Annotated in this window: 13 protein-coding genes; 4 read left to right on the forward strand and 9 right to left on the reverse strand. The window is 42.8% G+C overall.

The annotated features are described in order from the left end of the window. Positions 1–31: 31 nt before the first annotated feature. A complete protein-coding gene (gene hemA / locus DXX94_RS04095; RefSeq protein WP_116014032.1) occupies positions 32–1303 on the reverse strand; it encodes a glutamyl-tRNA reductase in 1272 nt (423 codons plus the stop codon). A gap of 473 nt (positions 1304–1776) precedes the next feature. Here hemA and lolB point away from each other — a divergent pair, with 473 nt between their 5' ends. From lolB to DXX94_RS04110, 3 genes are all read left to right on the forward strand, one after another. Beyond that, positions 1777–2448: a lipoprotein insertase outer membrane protein LolB gene (lolB, locus tag DXX94_RS04100; RefSeq protein ID WP_181901473.1), complete on the forward strand. Its 672-nt coding sequence runs from the start codon at positions 1777–1779 to the stop codon at positions 2446–2448. Between the two features lie 108 nt (positions 2449–2556). Then, positions 2557–3420, forward strand: a complete 864-nt coding sequence (gene ispE, locus DXX94_RS04105) for a 4-(cytidine 5'-diphospho)-2-C-methyl-D-erythritol kinase (protein ID WP_181901474.1) — start codon at positions 2557–2559, stop codon at positions 3418–3420. Between the two features lie 93 nt (positions 3421–3513). After that, the gene (locus DXX94_RS04110) at positions 3514–4464 is read left to right on the forward strand and encodes a ribose-phosphate pyrophosphokinase (RefSeq protein ID WP_115999808.1); all 951 of its coding nucleotides are present in this window, start codon (positions 3514–3516) and stop codon (positions 4462–4464) included. 247 nt (positions 4465–4711) lie between these two features. Here the strand turns inward: DXX94_RS04110 and topA are convergent, their stop codons facing one another. From topA to DXX94_RS04130, 4 genes are all read right to left on the reverse strand, one after another. Beyond that, complete coding sequence (gene topA, locus DXX94_RS04115; RefSeq protein ID WP_116014035.1) at positions 4712–7396, reverse strand: type I DNA topoisomerase; 2685 nt, start codon at positions 7394–7396, stop codon at positions 4712–4714. A 569-nt stretch (positions 7397–7965) separates the two neighbouring features. Then, the gene (gene hppD / locus DXX94_RS04120; RefSeq protein WP_116014037.1) at positions 7966–9009 is read right to left on the reverse strand and encodes a 4-hydroxyphenylpyruvate dioxygenase; all 1044 of its coding nucleotides are present in this window, start codon (positions 9007–9009) and stop codon (positions 7966–7968) included. Between the two features lie 411 nt (positions 9010–9420). Continuing rightward, a complete protein-coding gene (locus tag DXX94_RS04125) occupies positions 9421–11190 on the reverse strand; it encodes a DEAD/DEAH box helicase (protein WP_116014038.1) in 1770 nt (589 codons plus the stop codon). A gap of 406 nt (positions 11191–11596) precedes the next feature. Next, complete coding sequence (locus DXX94_RS04130) at positions 11597–13864, reverse strand: Ig-like domain-containing protein (RefSeq protein WP_116014040.1); 2268 nt, start codon at positions 13862–13864, stop codon at positions 11597–11599. Positions 13865–14049: 185 nt separating this feature from the next. On the opposite strand from DXX94_RS04130, the gene DXX94_RS04135 reads away from it, so the two are divergent. Next, positions 14050–15387 (forward strand): dicarboxylate/amino acid:cation symporter, encoded by a 1338-nt coding sequence (locus tag DXX94_RS04135; protein WP_116014041.1) that lies wholly within the window; start codon positions 14050–14052, stop codon positions 15385–15387. A 197-nt stretch (positions 15388–15584) separates the two neighbouring features. On the opposite strand, the gene DXX94_RS04140 is transcribed toward DXX94_RS04135, so the two are convergent. From DXX94_RS04140 to DXX94_RS04155, 4 genes are all read right to left on the reverse strand, one after another. Further along, positions 15585–15914: a YbaB/EbfC family nucleoid-associated protein gene (locus tag DXX94_RS04140; RefSeq protein WP_116002332.1), complete on the reverse strand. Its 330-nt coding sequence runs from the start codon at positions 15912–15914 to the stop codon at positions 15585–15587. 99 nt (positions 15915–16013) lie between these two features. Continuing rightward, entirely contained in the window at positions 16014–18239 is a 2226-nt protein-coding gene (dnaX, locus tag DXX94_RS04145; protein WP_116014043.1) for a DNA polymerase III subunit gamma/tau, read from the reverse strand. Positions 18240–18245: 6 nt separating this feature from the next. Continuing rightward, positions 18246–18791 (reverse strand): adenine phosphoribosyltransferase, encoded by a 546-nt coding sequence (gene apt / locus DXX94_RS04150; RefSeq protein WP_115999801.1) that lies wholly within the window; start codon positions 18789–18791, stop codon positions 18246–18248. Between the two features lie 55 nt (positions 18792–18846). After that, positions 18847–19224 carry a response regulator gene (locus DXX94_RS04155; protein WP_116014045.1) on the reverse strand — a complete coding sequence of 126 codons (378 nt, stop codon included), beginning with the start codon at positions 19222–19224 and terminating at the stop codon, positions 18847–18849. Positions 19225–19507: the final 283 nt, after the last annotated feature.

Raw genomic sequence — 19507 nt, forward strand, 5'->3', positions numbered from 1 at the left:
TGTTAATTGTCTTTTCTGATATCGCGAGAGTTTAGTTATTTGGCTTATCCAAATCAAAAATGTCGCGTAAATAAATGAGTTTATCGAGTTCGCCGCCTTGAGCAGCAGATTGCAGTGCACTAGTTGGCGCATGCATTAATTTGTTTGTCAGCTTAGTGGCGAGCTCTGCCACTACCGCTTCTGGATTTTTGTTGTTGCTAAGCTGTGACAGTGCTTTTTCTAACAACACGTCACGCTCAGCCATGCATTGTTGGCGATAACTTAACACCGCATCTTGGGTATTTAAACCGCGCAACCATGACATAAACACGCCTGACTGCTCAGTCACGATACCTTCCGCTTGCACTGCAGCTTTACGGCGGTTTTCAATATTTTTCGCGATAATGCCCTGCAAGTCATCAACCGTGTATAAGAAGACATCTTCTAAATCGGATACTTGCTCTTCGATATCACGCGGTACAGCTAAGTCCACCATAAAAATAGGTTGATGTTTACGCTGCTCTAGTGCACTTTCCACCATACCTTTACCGATAATAGGCAAAGTGCTACCTGTTGAGCTAATGACAATATCGGCTTTTGCCAAGTAGTCAGGAATTTGCGCTAGGGTGATGACATCTGCGCCAATTTGCTTTGCCATATTTTCCGCGCGAGAAATTGTACGGTTTGCTACTGTGATGCTACCAACATTATTGTCGTATAAATGCTTGGCAACCAGCTCAATAGTTTCGCCTGCGCCCACAAGCAGTACACGCGCATTTTTCAGGCTCGCAAAAATATGCTTAGCAAGGTTAACGGCTGCAAAAGCTACCGAAACCGCGCTTTCGCCAATTTCAGTTTCAGTGCGAACTTGTTTAGCGACACCAAAAGTGCGTTGGAATAACCGATCCATGACCAAAGCCATTGAACCCGCCGCTTTTGCTTGCGAGTAGGCTTGTTTCATTTGGCCTAGTATTTGTGGTTCGCCCAAGACTAGCGAATCTAAACCACACGCGACGCGCATCATGTGGTTTACCGCTTGTTTATCGGTGTGCCAATAAAGGCTTGGGATAATCGCACTAGCTGGAATATTGTGGTATTGCTCGAGCCAGTTAACGACTTTCGCTTGCGTTGCTTCTAAGCTTTTGTCTTGAACCAAGTAAAGTTCAGTGCGGTTACAGGTCGATAAAATTGCTGCTTCATTACATTCCACTTGCGCTAGCATCTCTTGCAACGCTGAGCTTAATTGGTCGGGGTTAAAAGAGATTTTCTCTCGAACCGACACGGGTGCAGTTTTATGATTGATACCAACAGCTAGTATGGACATTTCGTAATTTCAGCCTAACGCAGAATGTAAATTTGGTCTTTAAAACCAAATATTGGGTAAGCGAGAGTTTTTCTTTACTCAGCCATGTCCAACTATATCAGCCTGTGCTGATTGCAAATTGAACTAGCTTAAGTATAGGAAAAATACCCAGAAAAAATTTGGCGCTAATTTTACGGAAAATTGCTCGTGATTGAAAGTGGCTAACCATTACTATATTTAAATATAACAATAGAAAAAACGAATCATCAATTAAGTTAGTAGTAGCGTTGTTTGTGAAGTCATCACTAAATTAAAAGTGACTTTAAAATAAGAACTAACCGCATTCTTATTCATTAGGTGATGAATTAATCCACTTTACTTTCCAAATATAATTCATTGGTGTTAGTTGCTAGCTATTTGCGCTACCATTTCGGCTAAGTAAACTTACCATTTAGTCACTCATACATTCCATGAAACAAGCTTTGCAATTAGTTATGTCTCGCCAATATTCGCCAGTAACACTGTCATTAAATTTAGAGCTATTGATAGCTAAGACGATGAACAGTCATTTGTTAATGGGGTTAATAGTGTGCTTAACGCTAATGCTTGGGGGTTGCGCCCAGCTAGGTAGCTTTGGCAAACAACAAAACTATGATCCAAGCACAGATCGCACAGAGCTACTAAGCAATATTAATGACTGGCAAATAAAAGGACAAATTGCCTTTATTCAGCCAAGTAAACGTGAAAAGGCTAGTATTTTTTGGCAGCACGGCGAAGATAACCAAACACTTAATTTAACCACTTATTTAGGCATCAATGTGATGTCACTGGAAAGTATTAACGGTTCACATCAACTAACTATTGATGGCAAAGATTATCAAACCCGTAACCTTGACCAACTTATTTGGCAACTAACTGGCCTTACTTTTCCCAGCGATGCGTTGACACATTGGATCAAGGCCGTACCTTATTCAGACAGCGATGAAATAAACTTATCGGCTGAAAGCCAATTACCTGCAACGATCACTAGCTATTACAATAATCAGCAATGGCGAGTGCAATACAGTCGCTACCAAGAATTTCAAGGCGTGCAACTGCCAACTAGCATCTTAATTAAACAGCAAGGCTTAACCATTAAGCTGGCAATAAGGCAATGGCAAATTTGATTGTGCAGCTAAAGCTTTTCCATAATCAATCCGCTAAGCGGCTCGCTTCAATGAATGAAAACCAAACTCAGCATTAACTTCTAACCACGAACTAAAGCCACCTGTTAAATGATAAATACAACCTACACGTTACCCTCTCCGGCCAAGCTTAATTTATTTTTACACGTTAACGGTCGCAGACCAGACGGGTATCACGAACTGCAAACCTTGTTTCAGTTTCTCGACTACAGCGACACCATTTCACTCACGCTAACTGACGATAATAAAATTACCCTAGCGACACCAATTGATGGTGTCGCCGAAGCAGATAACCTAATTGTTAGAGCCGCTAAAATGCTTGAGCCGCTAAAAAGTAACAATTTAGGAATAAACATTGCCATCAATAAAGTGCTACCGATGGGCGGTGGTTTGGGTGGCGGCTCGTCAAATGCCGCGACCATTTTGTTGGCATTGAATGAGCTTTGGCAGCTTAAGTTACCGCTGGAAAAGCTTGCTGAGTTGGGCTTATCGCTAGGGGCTGACGTGCCGATTTTCGTGCGCGGCTTTGCTGCCTTTGCAGAAGGTGTTGGCGAACAATTAGTACCCGCAGAACCTGCAGAGTGCTGGTACCTAGTAAGCAAGCCAGAAGTGCACATTTCCACCCAAGAAGTATTCCAAAGTGATGATTTACCTAGAAATACTAAGAAAATTTCGGCTTTTGAGCTAAACACTGATCACCGTCAAAATGATTGCGAAGTGGTGGTAACAAAACACTACCCTGAGGTTGCCAAGCTGTTGGCGACATTGTTAGAATACGCGCCGTCTCGAATGACGGGTACAGGGGCATGCATTTTTACCGCTTGTACCAGTGAGCAAGAGGCTTGCGATATTCAAGCTCAACTGCCTAACAACATTGAGTCGTTTGTCGCTAAAGGTGTCAACCAATCGCCTACCCATTCTGCGTTAGAAACACTGCGCAAAAATCTGGGTTAATTAACTGGCGAAATATGAATAGTTTGCTGATAGTTAAATCACGCTGGCTATCAGTGTTTACGTTTAATGTCATAAGCTTCTGAGGAACTTACAGTGCCTGACATGAAGATCTTTGCGGGTAACGCCACCCCTGAACTGGCTAAAAAAATTGCCGATCGCTTATATATCGGTTTAGGTGAAGCGAAAGTAGGTAGTTTTAGTGACGGGGAAATCAGTGTTGAAATCACTGAAAATGTTCGTGGTGCCGATGTGTTTATCATCCAATCAACTTGTGCACCTACTAACAATAACCTAATGGAATTGATTGTCATGGTTGATGCCCTGCGCCGCGCTTCTGCAGGTCGTATCACCGCTGTTATGCCATACTTCGGCTACGCTCGCCAAGACCGTCGTGTACGCAGTGCTCGTGTACCAATTACCGCTAAAGTAGTAGCAGACTTCCTTTCAAGCGTTGGTGTTGACCGTGTCCTAACTGTTGACCTACACGCAGAGCAAATTCAAGGCTTCTTCGATGTACCAGTAGATAACGTTTTTGGTACTCCTATTCTGTTAGAAGACATGAAAACCCGCAATTTAGAAAACCCGGTAGTGGTTTCTCCTGATATCGGCGGTGTTGTACGTGCTCGCGCAGTAGCAAAATTACTTGATGACGCTGATTTAGCGATTATCGATAAGCGTCGCCCGAAAGCCAACGTTGCACAAGTAATGCACATTATCGGTGATGTTGAAGGTCGTGACTGTATTATCGTTGACGACATGATTGATACAGGTGGCACATTAGCGAAAGCTGCTGCTGCACTTAAAGATCACGGCGCGAAAAATGTTTACGCTTATGCAACACACCCAGTACTTTCTGGTAATGCAGCGCAGAACTTACGTGAGTCTGTGATTGATGAAGTCATTGTGACTGACTCAATTCCATTATCAGATGAAATTAAAGCGTTAGGCGACCGTGTGAAGCAACTAACGTTGAGCGGTATGCTATCTGAAGCTATTCGCCGCGTAAGTAACGAAGAGTCTATTTCTGCAATGTTTGAAGCTTAATAGCAGTAAACATTAAAGACGTTAAAAGCCGTGCTCAAGCAAATGCTTGGCGCGGCTTTTTTGTGCCTGTAAATTACATGAAAGGCGCTAATTCAATGATAGCGCCAGACTCTTGATTTGTTCTAGCTATCAATTCACGTTATGGATTCAACCCTTAGCGATGACTTTGTAGTTCATAATCTCGGATCAAAAGCGGCCTCAATTGAGGCCGCTTTTAATTCTATGAGATTTACTCTAGATAACTAGTTTAAGCTTTCTTTTTAGCAGGCGCTTTTTTGGTTGCCGCCTTTTTAGCTGGGGATTTTTTTGCAGCGGTTTTCTTAGTCTGCTCTTCCTGCCATTTGCCATCAATGTACTTGGCTACCCAGCCAGTCGCTTTACCTTCTACCTCAGTCATTACATACTGTTCTTTCGTTTTACGACTAAAGCGAACAATGGCTTGGTTACCCTCTGGATCTTGCTCTGGCGCATCTGCTAAGTAATAGAACTTAGATGAAATTCTATCTCTAAAGCGCTTTAACTCAGCCACTTTAGGAGCACGTGTTTCACGCGATTTCGGGAAAGTGCTCGCTGCAAGGAAAATACCCGCTGCACCATCACGTAACACGAAGTACGCTTCAGATTTTTCACACGGAAGCTCAGGCAATTGCACCGGATCTTCTTTCGGTGGCGCTGCTTCACCATTAGCTAACAACTTACGAGTGTTTTTACACTCACTGTTAGTACAGTCGAAATACTTACCAAAACGCCCTGATTTAAGCTCCATATCAGAGCTACAGCGATCGCACTCTAACACTGGGCCATCATAGCCTTTAATCTTGAAATCGCCCTGCTCTAGCTCGTAGCCGTCACAAACAGGGTTATTACCACAAACATGCAATTTGCGCTTTTCATCGATTAAGTAGCTGTCCATCGCCGTTGAACACTTAGGGCAGCGATGCATCGCACGTAGCGCTTCAGTTTCCTCATCTTCCGCCAGCACGCTGACCGCTTCTTCACCTGGAATAAGGTTCATGGTGGTAGTACAACGTTCTTTTGGTGGCAACGAGTAGCCAGAGCAACCTAGGAATACGCCGGTAGATGCCGTGCGAATACCCATTTTTCTACCACAGGTCGGACAATCGATATCCGTTAATACTGGCTCGTTGCTACGCATACCGCCTTCCTCTGATGGCTTATCAGCGTTTTCTAACTGGCCTTTGAAGTTGGCATAAAACTCGTTAAGTACCGCTTTCCACTGCGCTGAGCCTTCTGCGATATCATCAAGCTCTTGCTCCATGTTCGCGGTGAAGTTATAGCTCATCAGATTTTCAAAACTTTCCGACAGGCTATCGGTGACGATTTCACCCATTTTCTCAGCGTAGAAACGTTTTTTCTCCAAACGCACATAACCACGATCTTGAATGGTGGAAATAATGGATGCGTAAGTCGATGGGCGACCGATAGAGCGTTTTTCTAGCTCTTTTACGAGTGACGCTTCACCAAAACGCGCTACTGGTTTTGTGAAGTGCTGAGTCGGGTCTAGCTTATCAAGATTAACCGCATCACCTACCGCCAAATCTGGCAAGTGCTTGTCATCACCTTTATTAAGCTGCGGGTGAACTCTTGTCCAACCGTCAAATCGCATAACACGCCCTTTGGCTTTAAGTTCAAAGTCACCTGCACCAATGGTTAAGGTAGTTACGTCATAACGGGCTGCGGTCATTTGACAAGCCACAAACTGGCGCCAAATTAATTCATATAAGCGTTTCGCATCAGCATCAACACCGTTTAACAATGCTGCTTCTAATTTCACGTTGGATGGACGAATTGCCTCATGCGCTTCTTGAGCGTTACCTTTACTGCCGTAAACTTTTGGTTTTTCAGGTAAGTAATCAGCACCAAATTCATTGGCAATAAAATCACGGGCCATCTTCACAGCATCAGCACTTAAGTTGGTTGAATCGGTACGCATGTAAGTAATGTGACCTAATTCATACAGACGCTGTGCTAAGCCCATAGTGCGCTTAACACCATAACCTAGTTTAGTACTCGCAGCTTGTTGTAGCGTTGAAGTAATAAATGGCGCTGATGGTGAGCTTTTCGAAGGCTTGTCTTCACGTTTAGCAACCATTAACTGCGCTTTTTCAAGTAGCGCAACTGCTGCCATGGTTTGCGTTTCATTAGTTGGTTTAAACGCTTTACCCTTTTCATGGGTCACCGCTAGAGTTAATGCAGTGCCATCAGCTGTCGTTGTGTCAGCACTGACTTCCCAAAACTCTTCCGGAATAAAGGCTTTAATTTCGCGCTCACGTTCAACAACAAGCTTTACTGCGACTGATTGCACACGACCTGCTGACAAGCCTCTAGCGACCTTCTTCCACAGAAGTGGACTGACCATAAAGCCGACTACGCGGTCTAAGAAACGGCGTGCTTGCTGGGCATTAACGCCCGGCATACTTAACTCACCTGGCGTAGCAAACGCCTGTTGAATGGCATTTTCTGTAATTTCATTAAATACCACGCGCTTAAACTTATCATCGTCACCACCGATGATTTCTTTTAAGTGCCACGCGATTGCCTCTCCCTCTCTATCCAAATCGGTTGCGAGATAGATAGTGTCTGCTTTATCGGCTAGTTTGGTCAACTCACTGACCACTTTTTCTTTACCCGGCAAGATATGATAAGACGCTTGCCAATCTTTCTCTGGGTCTATGCCCATGCGATTAACCAAGGCTTGGCGGTCACGCTTGGCTTTGTATTTAGCCTTGGTTTCAGGCGACATCTTTCGCACTTCGGCCGCTGGCTTTGTAGCGACTTTTTTCCCGGTACTGCCCGTAGGCAAGTCACGTACGTGACCGACACTCGATTTAACAACGAAGTCTTTACCAAGGTATTTGTTAATTGTCTTTGCTTTGGCTGGTGATTCGACAATTACCAATGATTTTGCCATATGTTCTTTAATTCCTGCTTAGACAGCCGACATTTTTATGTATAAGCGATTTAACGCCGTCGAAAAAGTTAAGATGTGTGCGAGCTACAACTGGACTAACTTTGACGCGAGGCAGATAAAGTTTGTCTTAAATATCGTGTAAATTATTATTAGTAGATATATCCATAAATATGCAAGGTGACAAGCATTTATTCAACTTGACCTATGTAAATCTCTTATTTGATTATAATATCCACCAGTTTTCGCGCATCATAATCGACTTTGCCGAAAAACTTAAGAGGCTATCGATAATAAAATTGAATCAGTAAGATTTCTAACCAGAAAACTAACAAACATTATCCAAGTGCCAACCACTTATGGTTTGTCGACATATAAGCCGAATTTCAGTTTTTACGACAATGCATTTGAAATAACGTAGAAAGACGCAAAATGTATCACTAAAAATTAACAGCAAGTTTAGGTCTGACGGTTAACTTGATACTTAGGCAAGTTGCTAAGACTAGGTATAAAAAAGAAAAAGCTGGCATGGCCAGCTTTTGTAGATTTGGAAAAGGGGTAGCTTGAAGCTGTTAAAGAACGCCTCGCTCCATTTGGTTTAATTCAATCGATTTAAATAATGCCGTAAAGTTACCTTCACCAAAGCCTTTATCGTCAACTCGTTGAATCATCTCTATAAAAATAGGGCCGAAAATATTCTTGGTGAATATTTGCAATAGATATGAATTTTCTTTTTGGCTGTCTACCAAAATCTGGTGCTGACGAATACGTTCATGATCTTCCTTTACCCAAGGAATGCGCTTAAACACATCATCGTAATATTCAGGCACAATATTCAAGGTATCAATAATATCGCTATCAATTTTGTCTAACGAACTCACTAAATCATCGGTAATAAACGCTAAGTGTTGTACGCCTGGGCCGTTATACTCGTCCAAGTACTCATCGATTTGATTGTTATTAGTGCCCTTACCTTCGTTAATTGGGATCGAAAAATTACCGCAAGGCGATTGTAAGGCGTAAGAGACAAGTGCTGTTTTCTCGCCTTTAATATCGAAGTAACGCACTTCCGTAAAGCCAAATACTTCTTTGTAGAAATTCGCCCACTTTTCCATCGTGCCTTGGTAAACATTATTGGTTAAGTGATCAACGGCTTTAAAGCCTTTATCTTGAACTTCAACGGGATCTGGATGATCTTCAAAATCTTGCTGATAAATTGAGCCACTTAAGCCAAAGCGTTCAATAAAGTAAATTAGGCTATCGCCGATGCCATAAATCGCTGGGTATGGCAGCTTGTTCGCTGCATTTTCTGCTGATTTGGCACCACGTTTAATTGCTTGTTCAAACGCGAATTCAGCGTCTTCTACCCGCCAACCCATAGAGCAAATCGCTGGTCCATGACTTTTCGCAAACTCTTTAGAAAACCCCGACTGCTCATTATTCAGTAAAAAATGGATATCATTTTGATTAAAGTAGTCGATATCACGCCCTTTAAACTTTTTGGTTTTCGAGAAGCCAAAACCGTAAAAAGCTTTTTCCATAAAATCGATGTCAGGTGTCGCGTATTCTGTAAATTCAATACCACACAATTTTAGTGGGTTAGCAACGTCATTCATTATTATCTCCCTGTGACCTGTTGTACCTTTCCTTTTATTATTCATGGAAAAACTCTGGTGAGAAGATAACCAGTGGCTAAGCAAAATCTGGCGATGTAAATCATGTGATACGTTTGTTTTTCAAAAAAAATGACTAACATCTAGCCAGCCTTGATAGGCTCTGTAGCGGCTCTGTAAAGCTATAATTACACCTATGTATTTGGTCACCGATTAGGCTCGGGTAGTGAGCAAATAAGTTAACTGAAGAAAGTAAACAAACGAGCGTTTAAGATGGCTTAAATCGCATTAGTAAAGGCAGGATTTTTGTTGCTGAACGTGACAGAAAAGCATTAAAAAAGGCACTGTAGCCTAGCTAGCAGCACCTTTTTGATTCTATTGTTGTAAAAGGCTCTTGTTAAGCCTTAACCATAGTTAGCCGTTATTGCGACGCTCACGACGTTTTGGACGTTCAGTGACAACTGGCGCATCAGCAACTGAGATTTCTAACGCTTGACGACGAATGCGAACACGCTTTAATTGCTTAAATGAAGCAGTCGGCATACCTTTTGGCAGTTGTACAAAGCTGTGACGTTCATGCAAGTTAATTGCACCAATGTAGCTGCTATCCAACGAAATTTCGTTAGCAATTGCACCAACGATATCACCCGGCTTAGCACCGTGCTCTTTACCTACCTCTAAGCGGTAAGTTTGCCAGTCAATATCATTACGTACTGGTTTTGCTTTACGTGGTGCACGTTCGCCACGACCATCGCGTTCACCTCGTTGACCTCGACCATCACGCATATCGCGACGACGCCCATCACGGCCACGGTCATTGCGATCATTACGGTCAAATTCACGACGAGGTTTTGGATCTTCTTTTGGCTGAAGCGGTTGTTTTAATTGCTTTAAGTAAAGCAATGCTGCAGCTAAATCAGTCATTGAAACTTCTGATGTCTCAGCCATCTGCTCGATAATAGCGCGCATACCGTCAAGCTCTTTCGACTCGATAACTTCTAACAATTGTTGCTGAGTTTTTTCGATACGTGCTTTACCAATCTCTTGAATGCTAGGTAATTCAAATGGATTGATGACGCCAGAAGTTAAACGCTCGTAATGACGTAATTGGTACATTTCTCTCGGGCGAACAAAAGAAATAGCGGTACCGCTGCGACCAGCACGACCGGTACGACCAATACGGTGAACGTATGACTCATTATCACCCGGCAAGTCGTAGTTAATAACTAAGTCGATGCGAGGAATATCTAGACCACGTGCTACCACGTCAGTTGCGATCAGAATAGAAGAGTGACCATTTTTAATTTGATCAACCGTACGTTCACGCTGTGCTTGGTTCATATCACCATTTAACGCTACTGCAGGGTAGCCTTGGCGCTCAAGTTTTTCAGCTACTTCAACGGTGTCGTTACGGGTACGCACGAAAATAATCATGGCATCGTAATCAAAGGTTTCAGCGATACGCTCTAGTGCAGTTAGTTTGTTAATACCACTCACTTTCCAAGCAAACTGTTCAATATTTGCTTTGGCTTTTTTCACTGCCGCAATTTTTACGTGCTCAGGATCAGTTAAGAAACGATTAGCCACTTTACGGATTGCTGGTGGCATTGTCGCAGAGAATAACGCCATTTGCGTATCATCGTTAAGGTGCTCTAGGATCCACTCAATGTCTTCTAAGAAACCCATGTTAAGCATTTCATCAGCTTCGTCTAATACACAAAGCTTAAGCTCGTTAAGTTTTAGGCTCTTACGACGTAAGTGATCCATTAAACGACCCGGCGTACCAACAACAACTTGCGCACCGCGCTCTAATTGTTGAAATTGTGGGCCATATGATTGACCACCGTATAAAGTAGCAACACGTAAGCCTTTAATATTGGCAGAAAATGACTCTATTGCTTCAGCAACTTGAATTGCTAACTCACGAGTAGGCGCAAGCACCATTAATTGTGGCTTGCGAATACTTGGGTCAATGGCAGCAAGTGCAGGCAAACTAAATGCCGCAGTTTTACCCGTACCTGTTTGTGCTTCACCAAGCACATCACGACCATCTAAAAGTGGCGGAATAGTTTGGGCTTGAATAGCCGTAGCTGATTCAAAACCAAGCTTGTTTAAGGCTGAAAGAATATTTTCAGGCAAGCCTAACGCATCAAAGCCAGTTACGGCATTGTTCTGTTCACTCATAATTTTTTATCTCTTGGCAGGAAGTCCTGCGATACAACTTTGAGGAAACCACCAAGAAGACTTGAGGCACATTCGAAAGGACAGCGTTATCGCTGAACAAGGCAAGTCTATTGGGCGGATATAACCCCTACGAAATTAGACATCTTTACCGACATTAGATGTTAAGCAACACGAGCTATTTAGCCGATAATGATTGAGGCGCGCATTATACAGAGACTAGCTTATTTAGCAAGGTAATTGAGAAGTCTAGTTTGTTATTAAATGTTGTTAGATAAAATAATCGTGGAACTCAAGTACGATATTCAAGAGAAAAATATCGACATTTGTTAATCATTCAATGACATCTGTTGAAAAGAAAAAGCCCCTTGCGGGGCTTTCAATTAACTATCAACTTTTTTATAACTTTTTACAGCGCACTTGAGCAACTTTGCACGCCGCCAAAAGGCCCTGTTATACCAACATTTTGCGTCGGCGGTATTACGTCTTCTTCCGTCAAATCTTCAGCAGATGTAGGAATGGTAAACACTGTAAACTCTTCATCTTCAGTACCTTCAACCCTCGCTTTAATAACTAGCTCAATATCAACCCAACTTCCTAGTGACTGCGGGTATAAAATATCAACTAGCGCTCGTCCTTGTTCATCTGTGGTAACTTCACCTTGAATAGCGACAGCGTTACCAGGTGTTAAAATTCCATCTCCATTAATATCTTCACCAGCATCTAAGATTCCGTTGCGATTTACATCTTCATTGGTACAGCTAATAGGCGAGGTGATAGACAAATCATCAGTAGATTGTGCTCTACCAGATGTAGTCCAACGAACAAATGAACCTGTAGCATCAAACAGTCTCGCCCAATACCCCTTATAATAACGTGTTGGAACTGCGCTAACAGTAAGCGATACATTTTCCACAGGGGCTGAGTCAACGTCGGTCACGAATACCGTAAACTGTTTGTTGTAAGTGGTAGTATCTACTTCTACGATATTGTTACCTGTTCCCAAGGTGATAAATAACTCACGATCAGCAACCGTCAGGTTAACAGAGCTTGATTTATCCTGTTGCTCTCGAACGGTTGCCGTAACCGTTACGCCTTCTTGAGCTGAAACAACATTGGATGTGTAAACAGTTGATGCATTGCCGTTACTATCCGTAATTGCACTAGCAGGGAAGATTGAACCGCCATTTGTGTCATCTAACGTAAAGTCAACCAGCTTACCTTTAACCAAGTTATCATTGGGATCGCGCAACGTTACCGAGATAACCGAAGTCTCGCCATTAGGTTCAACTGAGGCTGGAGAGGCTTGTGCTACAACGGTTTCAACCGTTTCAGCAACAAATTCAAAAGTTAATAGGTTACTAAGCGCTGTTTCTCCATCACCACCAGTAAAAGTAACAACCGCAGGACCAGCATTGTCCGCTTGAACAGTAACTGACACTTGGCCATTTACCGTGGTGCCACTTAAGGCTGAAAGCGTTCCACGAGTGGTAGTAAAATCAACTCTAGTACCATCTTCAACAGGTGTACCGTTATCTAACCAAGTTAACGTAATATCTGCCGATTTTGATAAACCCACATCTGGTGCTAAAGCATTGCTTGGGTTAACAACTGAACCGTTGTTGTTATCGAAGGCTGTAAATAAAAATGAATCTGATTGAACAGAAACTGGTAGGTTTTCGCTTGCGCCTAGGGCCTCTGCAACAATTGAGTTTGTACCACCAGATAAGCCAGTAGCAGTGAAAATCGCTTGACCTGTAAAGTCTGTTGTCACCACTGATGGTATATCGATTTGTGCCGATGAGCCATTCGCTAACGATAAATTGACAGCTTGATTAGCAATACCATTACCATCGCTATCTCTAAGATTTAACACATAATCAGTAGAGTCGTTAATTGCTAGCGCAGATGAACCATTAAGTTGAATAGCTGTGCCAACAACTTGTACGAGCACACTATCTGTGATGCTTCCGCTTGAAGCGGTTATCGTAACTAGACGATTTTCAGGGTTTCGAGTCGTTAGTTTAGCTGAAGCAAGGCCATCGGTTTCCGTTTCTGCTTTTTCAACTTCTACTTCGCCAGATGACACTTCAAAGCTTACCGTCGCACCTTCAACCAAGTTATTTCGGCTGTCCTTAACGAGAGCTGTTAATTGTACTTCCCCCGCGCCACTTGATGCTATTTGAGGACTGTCAGCGAACAAAGTTAAACTAGTTACCTCAGGCCCTTCGTTGCCGATGCTATTGCCTTGGCTAGTAAAGACAATCTCGGCTGTTGATTGGGAATCATCGTCATTTAGCACAGAGGCACGAATTGTTCCTGCGCCAGCAAGAGTGCCAACAATTATTTGTATGGTTGCAACACCATCTGCGTTTGTAGAAGCCGCACCGTTTTCCGGATTAAGTGAAGCCAGCATGGGTTCATCAACAACAAAGGAAACAAGTGTATTGGCAACTGGTTGATTATCTTGTGTCACTGTTGCTGTTAGCTCAATCGGAGCAGCTGCTGTGACAAGGTTATTATCTAGTGTGAGGCTTATAACTCGAGGAGCCGTTTGATTTCCGCCCCCATTATCAGGATCTGGGTTTCCTTCTGAACTTAGACCACCATCACCACCGCCACAACCTACCAAGGTCATAAGCGCCATGGCAAAACTTAAGCGTCGAAACAGCTCCATACTGTCATCTCCATGTACATTTTTATTATAGATCTATCCCATCTTAACTGATAAAGATCGAAAAGGTCACTACCTAAATGCAAAAAGCCAGACCAGTTCAGCAATTAATTTAGTTTTTTCAATTAAATTTAACTGTTACTCTTACAGCCAAATTTCTATAACAATAAGTGGTTGTATTCGATACCATGTCGTCAGATCAAAGTTCAAATCTAACGCGCCGCATTGTTACCGCAATGGTTTCAGGCATTTTACTTGGCGCTTTGTTGCAATGGTTAATGCCCAACGGCAAAGATTTTGTTATTCCGCTCGGCCTTTTTGATTTTTCACTTCGCGCCTTTTTAGTGGATGGTATTTTTGAAGTTGTCGGTAAAATCTTTATTGCCAGCTTGCAAATGCTGGTTGTGCCCTTGGTATTTGTATCGCTAATTTGCGGTACTTGCTCATTAAAGGACACTTCTAAGCTTGGTAAAATAGGCGGTAAAGCCGTTGGCCTTTATCTTATTACCACAGCAATCGCGATTAGCTTCGCAATGACCTTAGCCATGGTTATTAGCCCAGGTGAAGGTGTTAATATGGCAGCAGATACCACTTTTGCCAGCCGTGAGGCGCCATCGCTTGCACAAACCATTATCAACATGTTCCCAAGCAATCCGTTTGCGGCCTTTGCTGAAGGTAACATGCTGCAAGTGATCGTTTTCGCATTGCTATTTGGTATTGCGATAGCCCTTTCAGGACAAGCGGGTGAACGTATTGCAGGAATTTTCGAAGACTTAAATGTTGTTATTATGCGCCTTGTAACCATTCTAATGAACATTGCGCCATACGGTGTATTCTGTTTATTAGCAGGCCTGTTTACCGACTTGTCTATCGAAACCTTTGGTAACTTGATTGTTTACTTTATGGTTGTGTTCTTCGCCCTAGTGATTCATGGCTTACTCACCTACCCTATTTTGCTAAAAGCATTTACTGGTTTAAACCCAATTATTTTCCTTAAGAAAATGCGCGAAGCCGCTATCTTTGCTTTCTCTACATCAAGCAGTAATGCCACAATTCCTATTACACTTGAAACAGCAACGAAAAAGATGGGGGTGAAAAACTCTATCGCTTCATTTACCGTGCCGCTTGGCGCCACCATCAATATGGACGGTACCGCAATTATGCAAGGTGTTGCCACGGTATTTATTGCGCAAGTGTTTAACCAAGACTTAACACTCGTTGATTACCTTATGGTCGTACTAACAGCTACATTAGCGTCTATTGGTACCGCAGGTGTGCCAGGCGTTGGCTTAATTATGCTAGCAATGGTGCTAGAACAAGTTGGCTTACCTGTAGAAGGTATTGCATTGATAATCGGTGTTGACCGACTGCTAGATATGACCCGTACGGCAGTTAACGTAACGGGTGATAGTATGGTTTCGCTTGTCGTTGGTAAATCTGAGGGGCAATTCGAATCAGATACTTACCACAACTTAGATGCTGGAAAAGATATTGAAAATATCGACTTTCATCATCTAAAAGACTAGTCGTCAGCATAAGGCCGCACTAGCCACTCAATACTAAGCTATAGTTAAGCCAGAAGTATGGTTAAGCTAGAAATATCATTAAGCCCGATTTAGTTCGGGCTTTTTTGTAGCTGCTAAATCGCCCCATTACCTTTGAACCGAGTGATTTACAGACAAAAAAATAGCGCCTTCCGGCGCTATTTTTATGAGATTCTCTATTAGAACGGCATTTTAAAACCTGGAGGCATTTGCATACCACCAGTAAGATCTGCCATTTTAGATTTATTTTGCTCTTCAACACGACGTACAGCATCGTTAAATGCCGCGGCAACAAGGTCTTCAACCATGTCTTTGTCGTCTTCCATTAAGCTCTCGTCAATTTCAACACGGCGTACACTGTGAGAGCCCGTCATGGTTACTTTAACCATACCTGCGCCTGATTCACCAACAACTTCCATATTTGCCAGTTCTTCTTGTGCTTTTTGCATTTTTGCTTGCATTTGCTGGGCTTGCTTCATTAAGTTGCCCATGCCACCTTTCATCATAATATGTCTCCAATACGTAGTTGTTGCCAAAGATAGTGACTCTTGGTGAACAATTCAAGGGAATTAGAGTTTACCAAGTGGTTTTGTTGATCGATGCTTGCACTATCTCGCCACGATACTCGACTCATCGAGCACCGCTTGAAAGTTTGTTTGTAAATAGTTAACGATAGGGTCTGTTGCTAATACCTGCTTAGCATATTCGTATCGCTTACCATTGATTTGACTCTGGATTTGCAGCGGATCGTCTATAGTTTCATCAACTACAACCAAATCAACCTGCATTGGCTGACTAAAATGCTCTGACACAAAGCTGCGCAGCTGGGTTAATGCCAAATCAGTAATCAAATGCTTAGCTGACTGGTTTAACTCTAGCACCAGATGATTGTCAGTGGTTGCGTTGCCAATAACTGACTGCTGAGCCAAAATTCGCAAACGGCCATTGAGCGCCATAGCGTCAATCATATTCGCCCATTTATCGACTTGGTTGGCTTTTTTGACTATTGATGGGTCAACCTGCTCTATCGCGAATCCCTGCTCTGGTAAAGTTTCAGGTGCAGGAACATCAGGTTTGGGCTTAGCTTGTGCTGCAAGAGTCTGACGCTCAGTCGCGTCGTCAGGCTTTTTTACCGACTTGCTCTCCAGCTTTTTCTTGCGGCTTCGAAGCATATTTCGAGTCGCTAATGCCGATTCCACACTCGCACTTAACAAACCATCTTCTGAAGAAGTTTGAGCTGTTTCTGTTGCAGAATGACTTGCTTCGGGCAAAACATCTTGAGCAATGTTTTGCCCAATATTCGCTGTTGCATCTGCAGTGGTTTCGGATGTCGTCTGATTAGCAACCACTTCCTTTAGTTGCGGCTCTTGCAACTGTGCGTTTTGTATATTTGCTGTTTGTGACTGAGCTTGTTGCTCTATTGCCAGCAGCTCTTGAGCAAGTTGTTGCTCACTTACCTCTTCAGCCTGTATTTCGCCTTTCATTTCGGGCTGTGTTTGATTGGCACTGCTGTCGTTTTCTGCGACTGGTATTGATTCAGGATGAATTGTCTTTTCTTCTGCACTTACTTGAGCAACCTGAGCCACTTGAGCTGTCTGGGTTACTTGTGTCTCAGGTAGGGTGACATCATCAAAGTCTGCTATCGAGGCGTCTTTCTTTGCGTAGCTTTCAGTTTTGTTCTGTGCTGAATTATTTTGTGCTGAAGTATTTTGTTTCGGGCTAATAGCTGGCGCAGCAATATCGGCATCTGCCATCGGCTTAAACGCTAATAACCTCAGCAAAGTCATATCAAATGCAGCTTGCTCATCTCCTGCATAAGGTAAGTCTTTTTTGCCATTAAGCACGAGTTGGTAATACAGCTGAATATCTTGTGCTGACATCGCACCAGCAAATTTTTTGATCAGCTTGCTGTGCTCTACCGAAAGATCAAAATGTTGCTCGGTAATTTGGTACATCGCCACATGGTGCAACAACTGCAACATCTCAGCATGCAAGCGCTGGTAACTCGGCGCATAAGCGGCAATTTCTTGCGACAACGCCATTAAGCCCTTGGTATCTTGCTTGACCAAGGCGATAAGAATTTTATACGGCCAATGCTGATCCACACCGCCCAGCATGTGCTGCAAATTCTCAACACTAATATGGCCTTGCCCTTGAGCAATGGCTTGATCTGTCAAACTAAGTGAATCACGCATACTGCCACGAGCTGCTTTAGCTAGCACATTTAAGCTTTCAGCTTCGAATGTCACTTGTTCGGCGTTGAGAATTTTCTCTAGTTGTTGTTCAATTTGTGCAACAGCCAAGGCTTTTAAATGGAACTGTAAACAGCGCGATAACACAGTTACAGGTAGTTTTTGTGGGTCTGTTGTGGCGAGAATAAATTTAACGTGTTCAGGCGGTTCTTCAAGTGTTTTAAGCAGCGCATTGAAACTACTTCTCGACAGCATATGCACTTCATCAATCAAATACACTTTGTAACGCCCACGCGTTGGAGCATATTGCACGTTGTCTAATATTTCGCGCGTATCATCAACCTTTGTTCTTGAAGCTGCGTCAATTTCCAATAAATCAACAAAGCGACCTTGGTCGATGTCTAAGCAAGTATCACAATTGCCACAAGGTTCAGTGCTAACCCCTTGCTCACAGTTTAAACTCTTCGCAAAAATTCGAGCTATCGTCGTTTTACCAACACCGCGCGTACCGGTAAATAAGTACGCGTGGTGCAAGCGTTGCTGGCTAATTGCGTTCACAAGCACAGAAACAACGTGCTCTTGTCCCATCAACTCAGCAAAGGTTTTTGGGCGCCATTTGCGCGCCAGCACTTGATAGCTCATTGGTTGTTATTCGCCTTCGTACTGAATTAGCGTAGTAATGTTCAAGCCAAGCGCAGCTAGCTTTTCTTCACCACCTAAGTCTGGCAATGAAATAACGAACGCAGCATCTTGTGTTGTTGCGCCTACGCGACGAATTAACGCGGTAGTCGCTTCAATGGTGCCGCCAGTTGCTAATAAATCATCAACAATCAGTACCTTGTCTTCTGGTAGTAAAGCGTCTTGGTGAATTTCTAAGGTATCAGTACCGTATTCTAGTTCGTAATCTTGCGCGAAGGTTTCGCGAGGTAGTTTGCCTGGTTTACGCACTGGCACAAAGCCAACGCCTAATGCTAAAGCTAATGGCGCACCGAATAAGAAGCCTCTTGCTTCCGTGCCAACTATTTTGGTAATCCCTTGGTCTGCATATTTATTTTTAAGCAGTTCAATCGTTAACGAAAAAGCTTGGTGGTTTTCTAAAATCCCCGTGACATCACGAAACATAATGCCTGGTTTTGGGTAATCTTCGATGGTGTGAATGGCACTTTTTAAAAGTGAAATATCTGATTCTGTCATTGCTTCATTTGAGTCTTAATCTTGGAGGTTAAGGATAAATGAATTTAAACAATTTTTACAGAGAAGCGACGCGAGTATTTTGCTTGTTCAGTTGGGCGATTAATGTTAGGAATTTAACATCATCAATGGGCTTGTCGAGAATACAATCACAAAGCGATTGTTCGATTAAATGCTTCATTGACTCACGACCTTGGGTGGTCATAAAAATGATGGGGATCAAGTGCTCGTCTTGGCTGATGTTTTTTAGCAGCTTAACACCATCCATTAATGGCATTAAGTGGTCGATAATAAGCAAATCAAAAGGCTGCTCTTGGTATTTTTTATAACCATCTAAGCCATTTTTCGCATTGGCCACATGGTGTCCACGGCCAGCGAGTAAGCAATTGATTTGTGCCAATACGGCAGAATTATCATCTACCACTAAAATGTTCATCGAGATATGCTGTGATCCAGCAGAACCTATTAAGCTAGGTAAGTGTACCAGCCCATTAGCATAGGTAATAAAGGCATTGAAACTAGGGCAACTAGAGCTAAAAACAAATGACGCTTTGACGCACTATCTTTGAAATTCTCGTTGTGAGACATCTTCTACTTCCTACACAGGTTAAAAACGTCGCGCATTATAATAGATGATTGATTTTATGAACAGAGATTTTGATCTAGATCAAGTTTATAACCAACATGTTGGCAGTTAATATGCAGGCTAAGTTACTGAG

Source organism: Thalassotalea euphylliae, from assembly GCF_003390375.1.
GTDB classification, from domain to species: Bacteria; Pseudomonadota; Gammaproteobacteria; order Enterobacterales; family Alteromonadaceae; genus Thalassotalea_F; species Thalassotalea_F euphylliae_A.

What these genes read in the sequence shown, in the direction of transcription:
- hemA (WP_116014032.1), bottom strand. Translation starts at nt 1,303, where the DNA reads ATGTCCATACTAGCTGTTGGTATCAATCATAAAACTGCACCCGTGTCG.
- hppD (WP_116014037.1), bottom strand. Translation starts at nt 9,009, where the DNA reads ATGAATGACGTTGCTAACCCACTAAAATTGTGTGGTATTGAATTTACA.
- topA (WP_116014035.1), bottom strand. Translation starts at nt 7,396, where the DNA reads ATGGCAAAATCATTGGTAATTGTCGAATCACCAGCCAAAGCAAAGACA.
- ispE (WP_181901474.1), top strand. Translation starts at nt 2,557, where the DNA reads ATGATAAATACAACCTACACGTTACCCTCTCCGGCCAAGCTTAATTTA.
- lolB (WP_181901473.1), top strand. Translation starts at nt 1,777, where the DNA reads ATGTCTCGCCAATATTCGCCAGTAACACTGTCATTAAATTTAGAGCTA.
- DXX94_RS04125 (WP_116014038.1), bottom strand. Translation starts at nt 11,190, where the DNA reads ATGAGTGAACAGAACAATGCCGTAACTGGCTTTGATGCGTTAGGCTTG.
- DXX94_RS04135 (WP_116014041.1), top strand. Translation starts at nt 14,050, where the DNA reads ATGTCGTCAGATCAAAGTTCAAATCTAACGCGCCGCATTGTTACCGCA.
- apt (WP_115999801.1), bottom strand. Translation starts at nt 18,791, where the DNA reads ATGACAGAATCAGATATTTCACTTTTAAAAAGTGCCATTCACACCATC.
- DXX94_RS04155 (WP_116014045.1), bottom strand. Translation starts at nt 19,224, where the DNA reads ATGAACATTTTAGTGGTAGATGATAATTCTGCCGTATTGGCACAAATC.
- DXX94_RS04130 (WP_116014040.1), bottom strand. Translation starts at nt 13,864, where the DNA reads ATGGAGCTGTTTCGACGCTTAAGTTTTGCCATGGCGCTTATGACCTTG.
- dnaX (WP_116014043.1), bottom strand. Translation starts at nt 18,239, where the DNA reads ATGAGCTATCAAGTGCTGGCGCGCAAATGGCGCCCAAAAACCTTTGCT.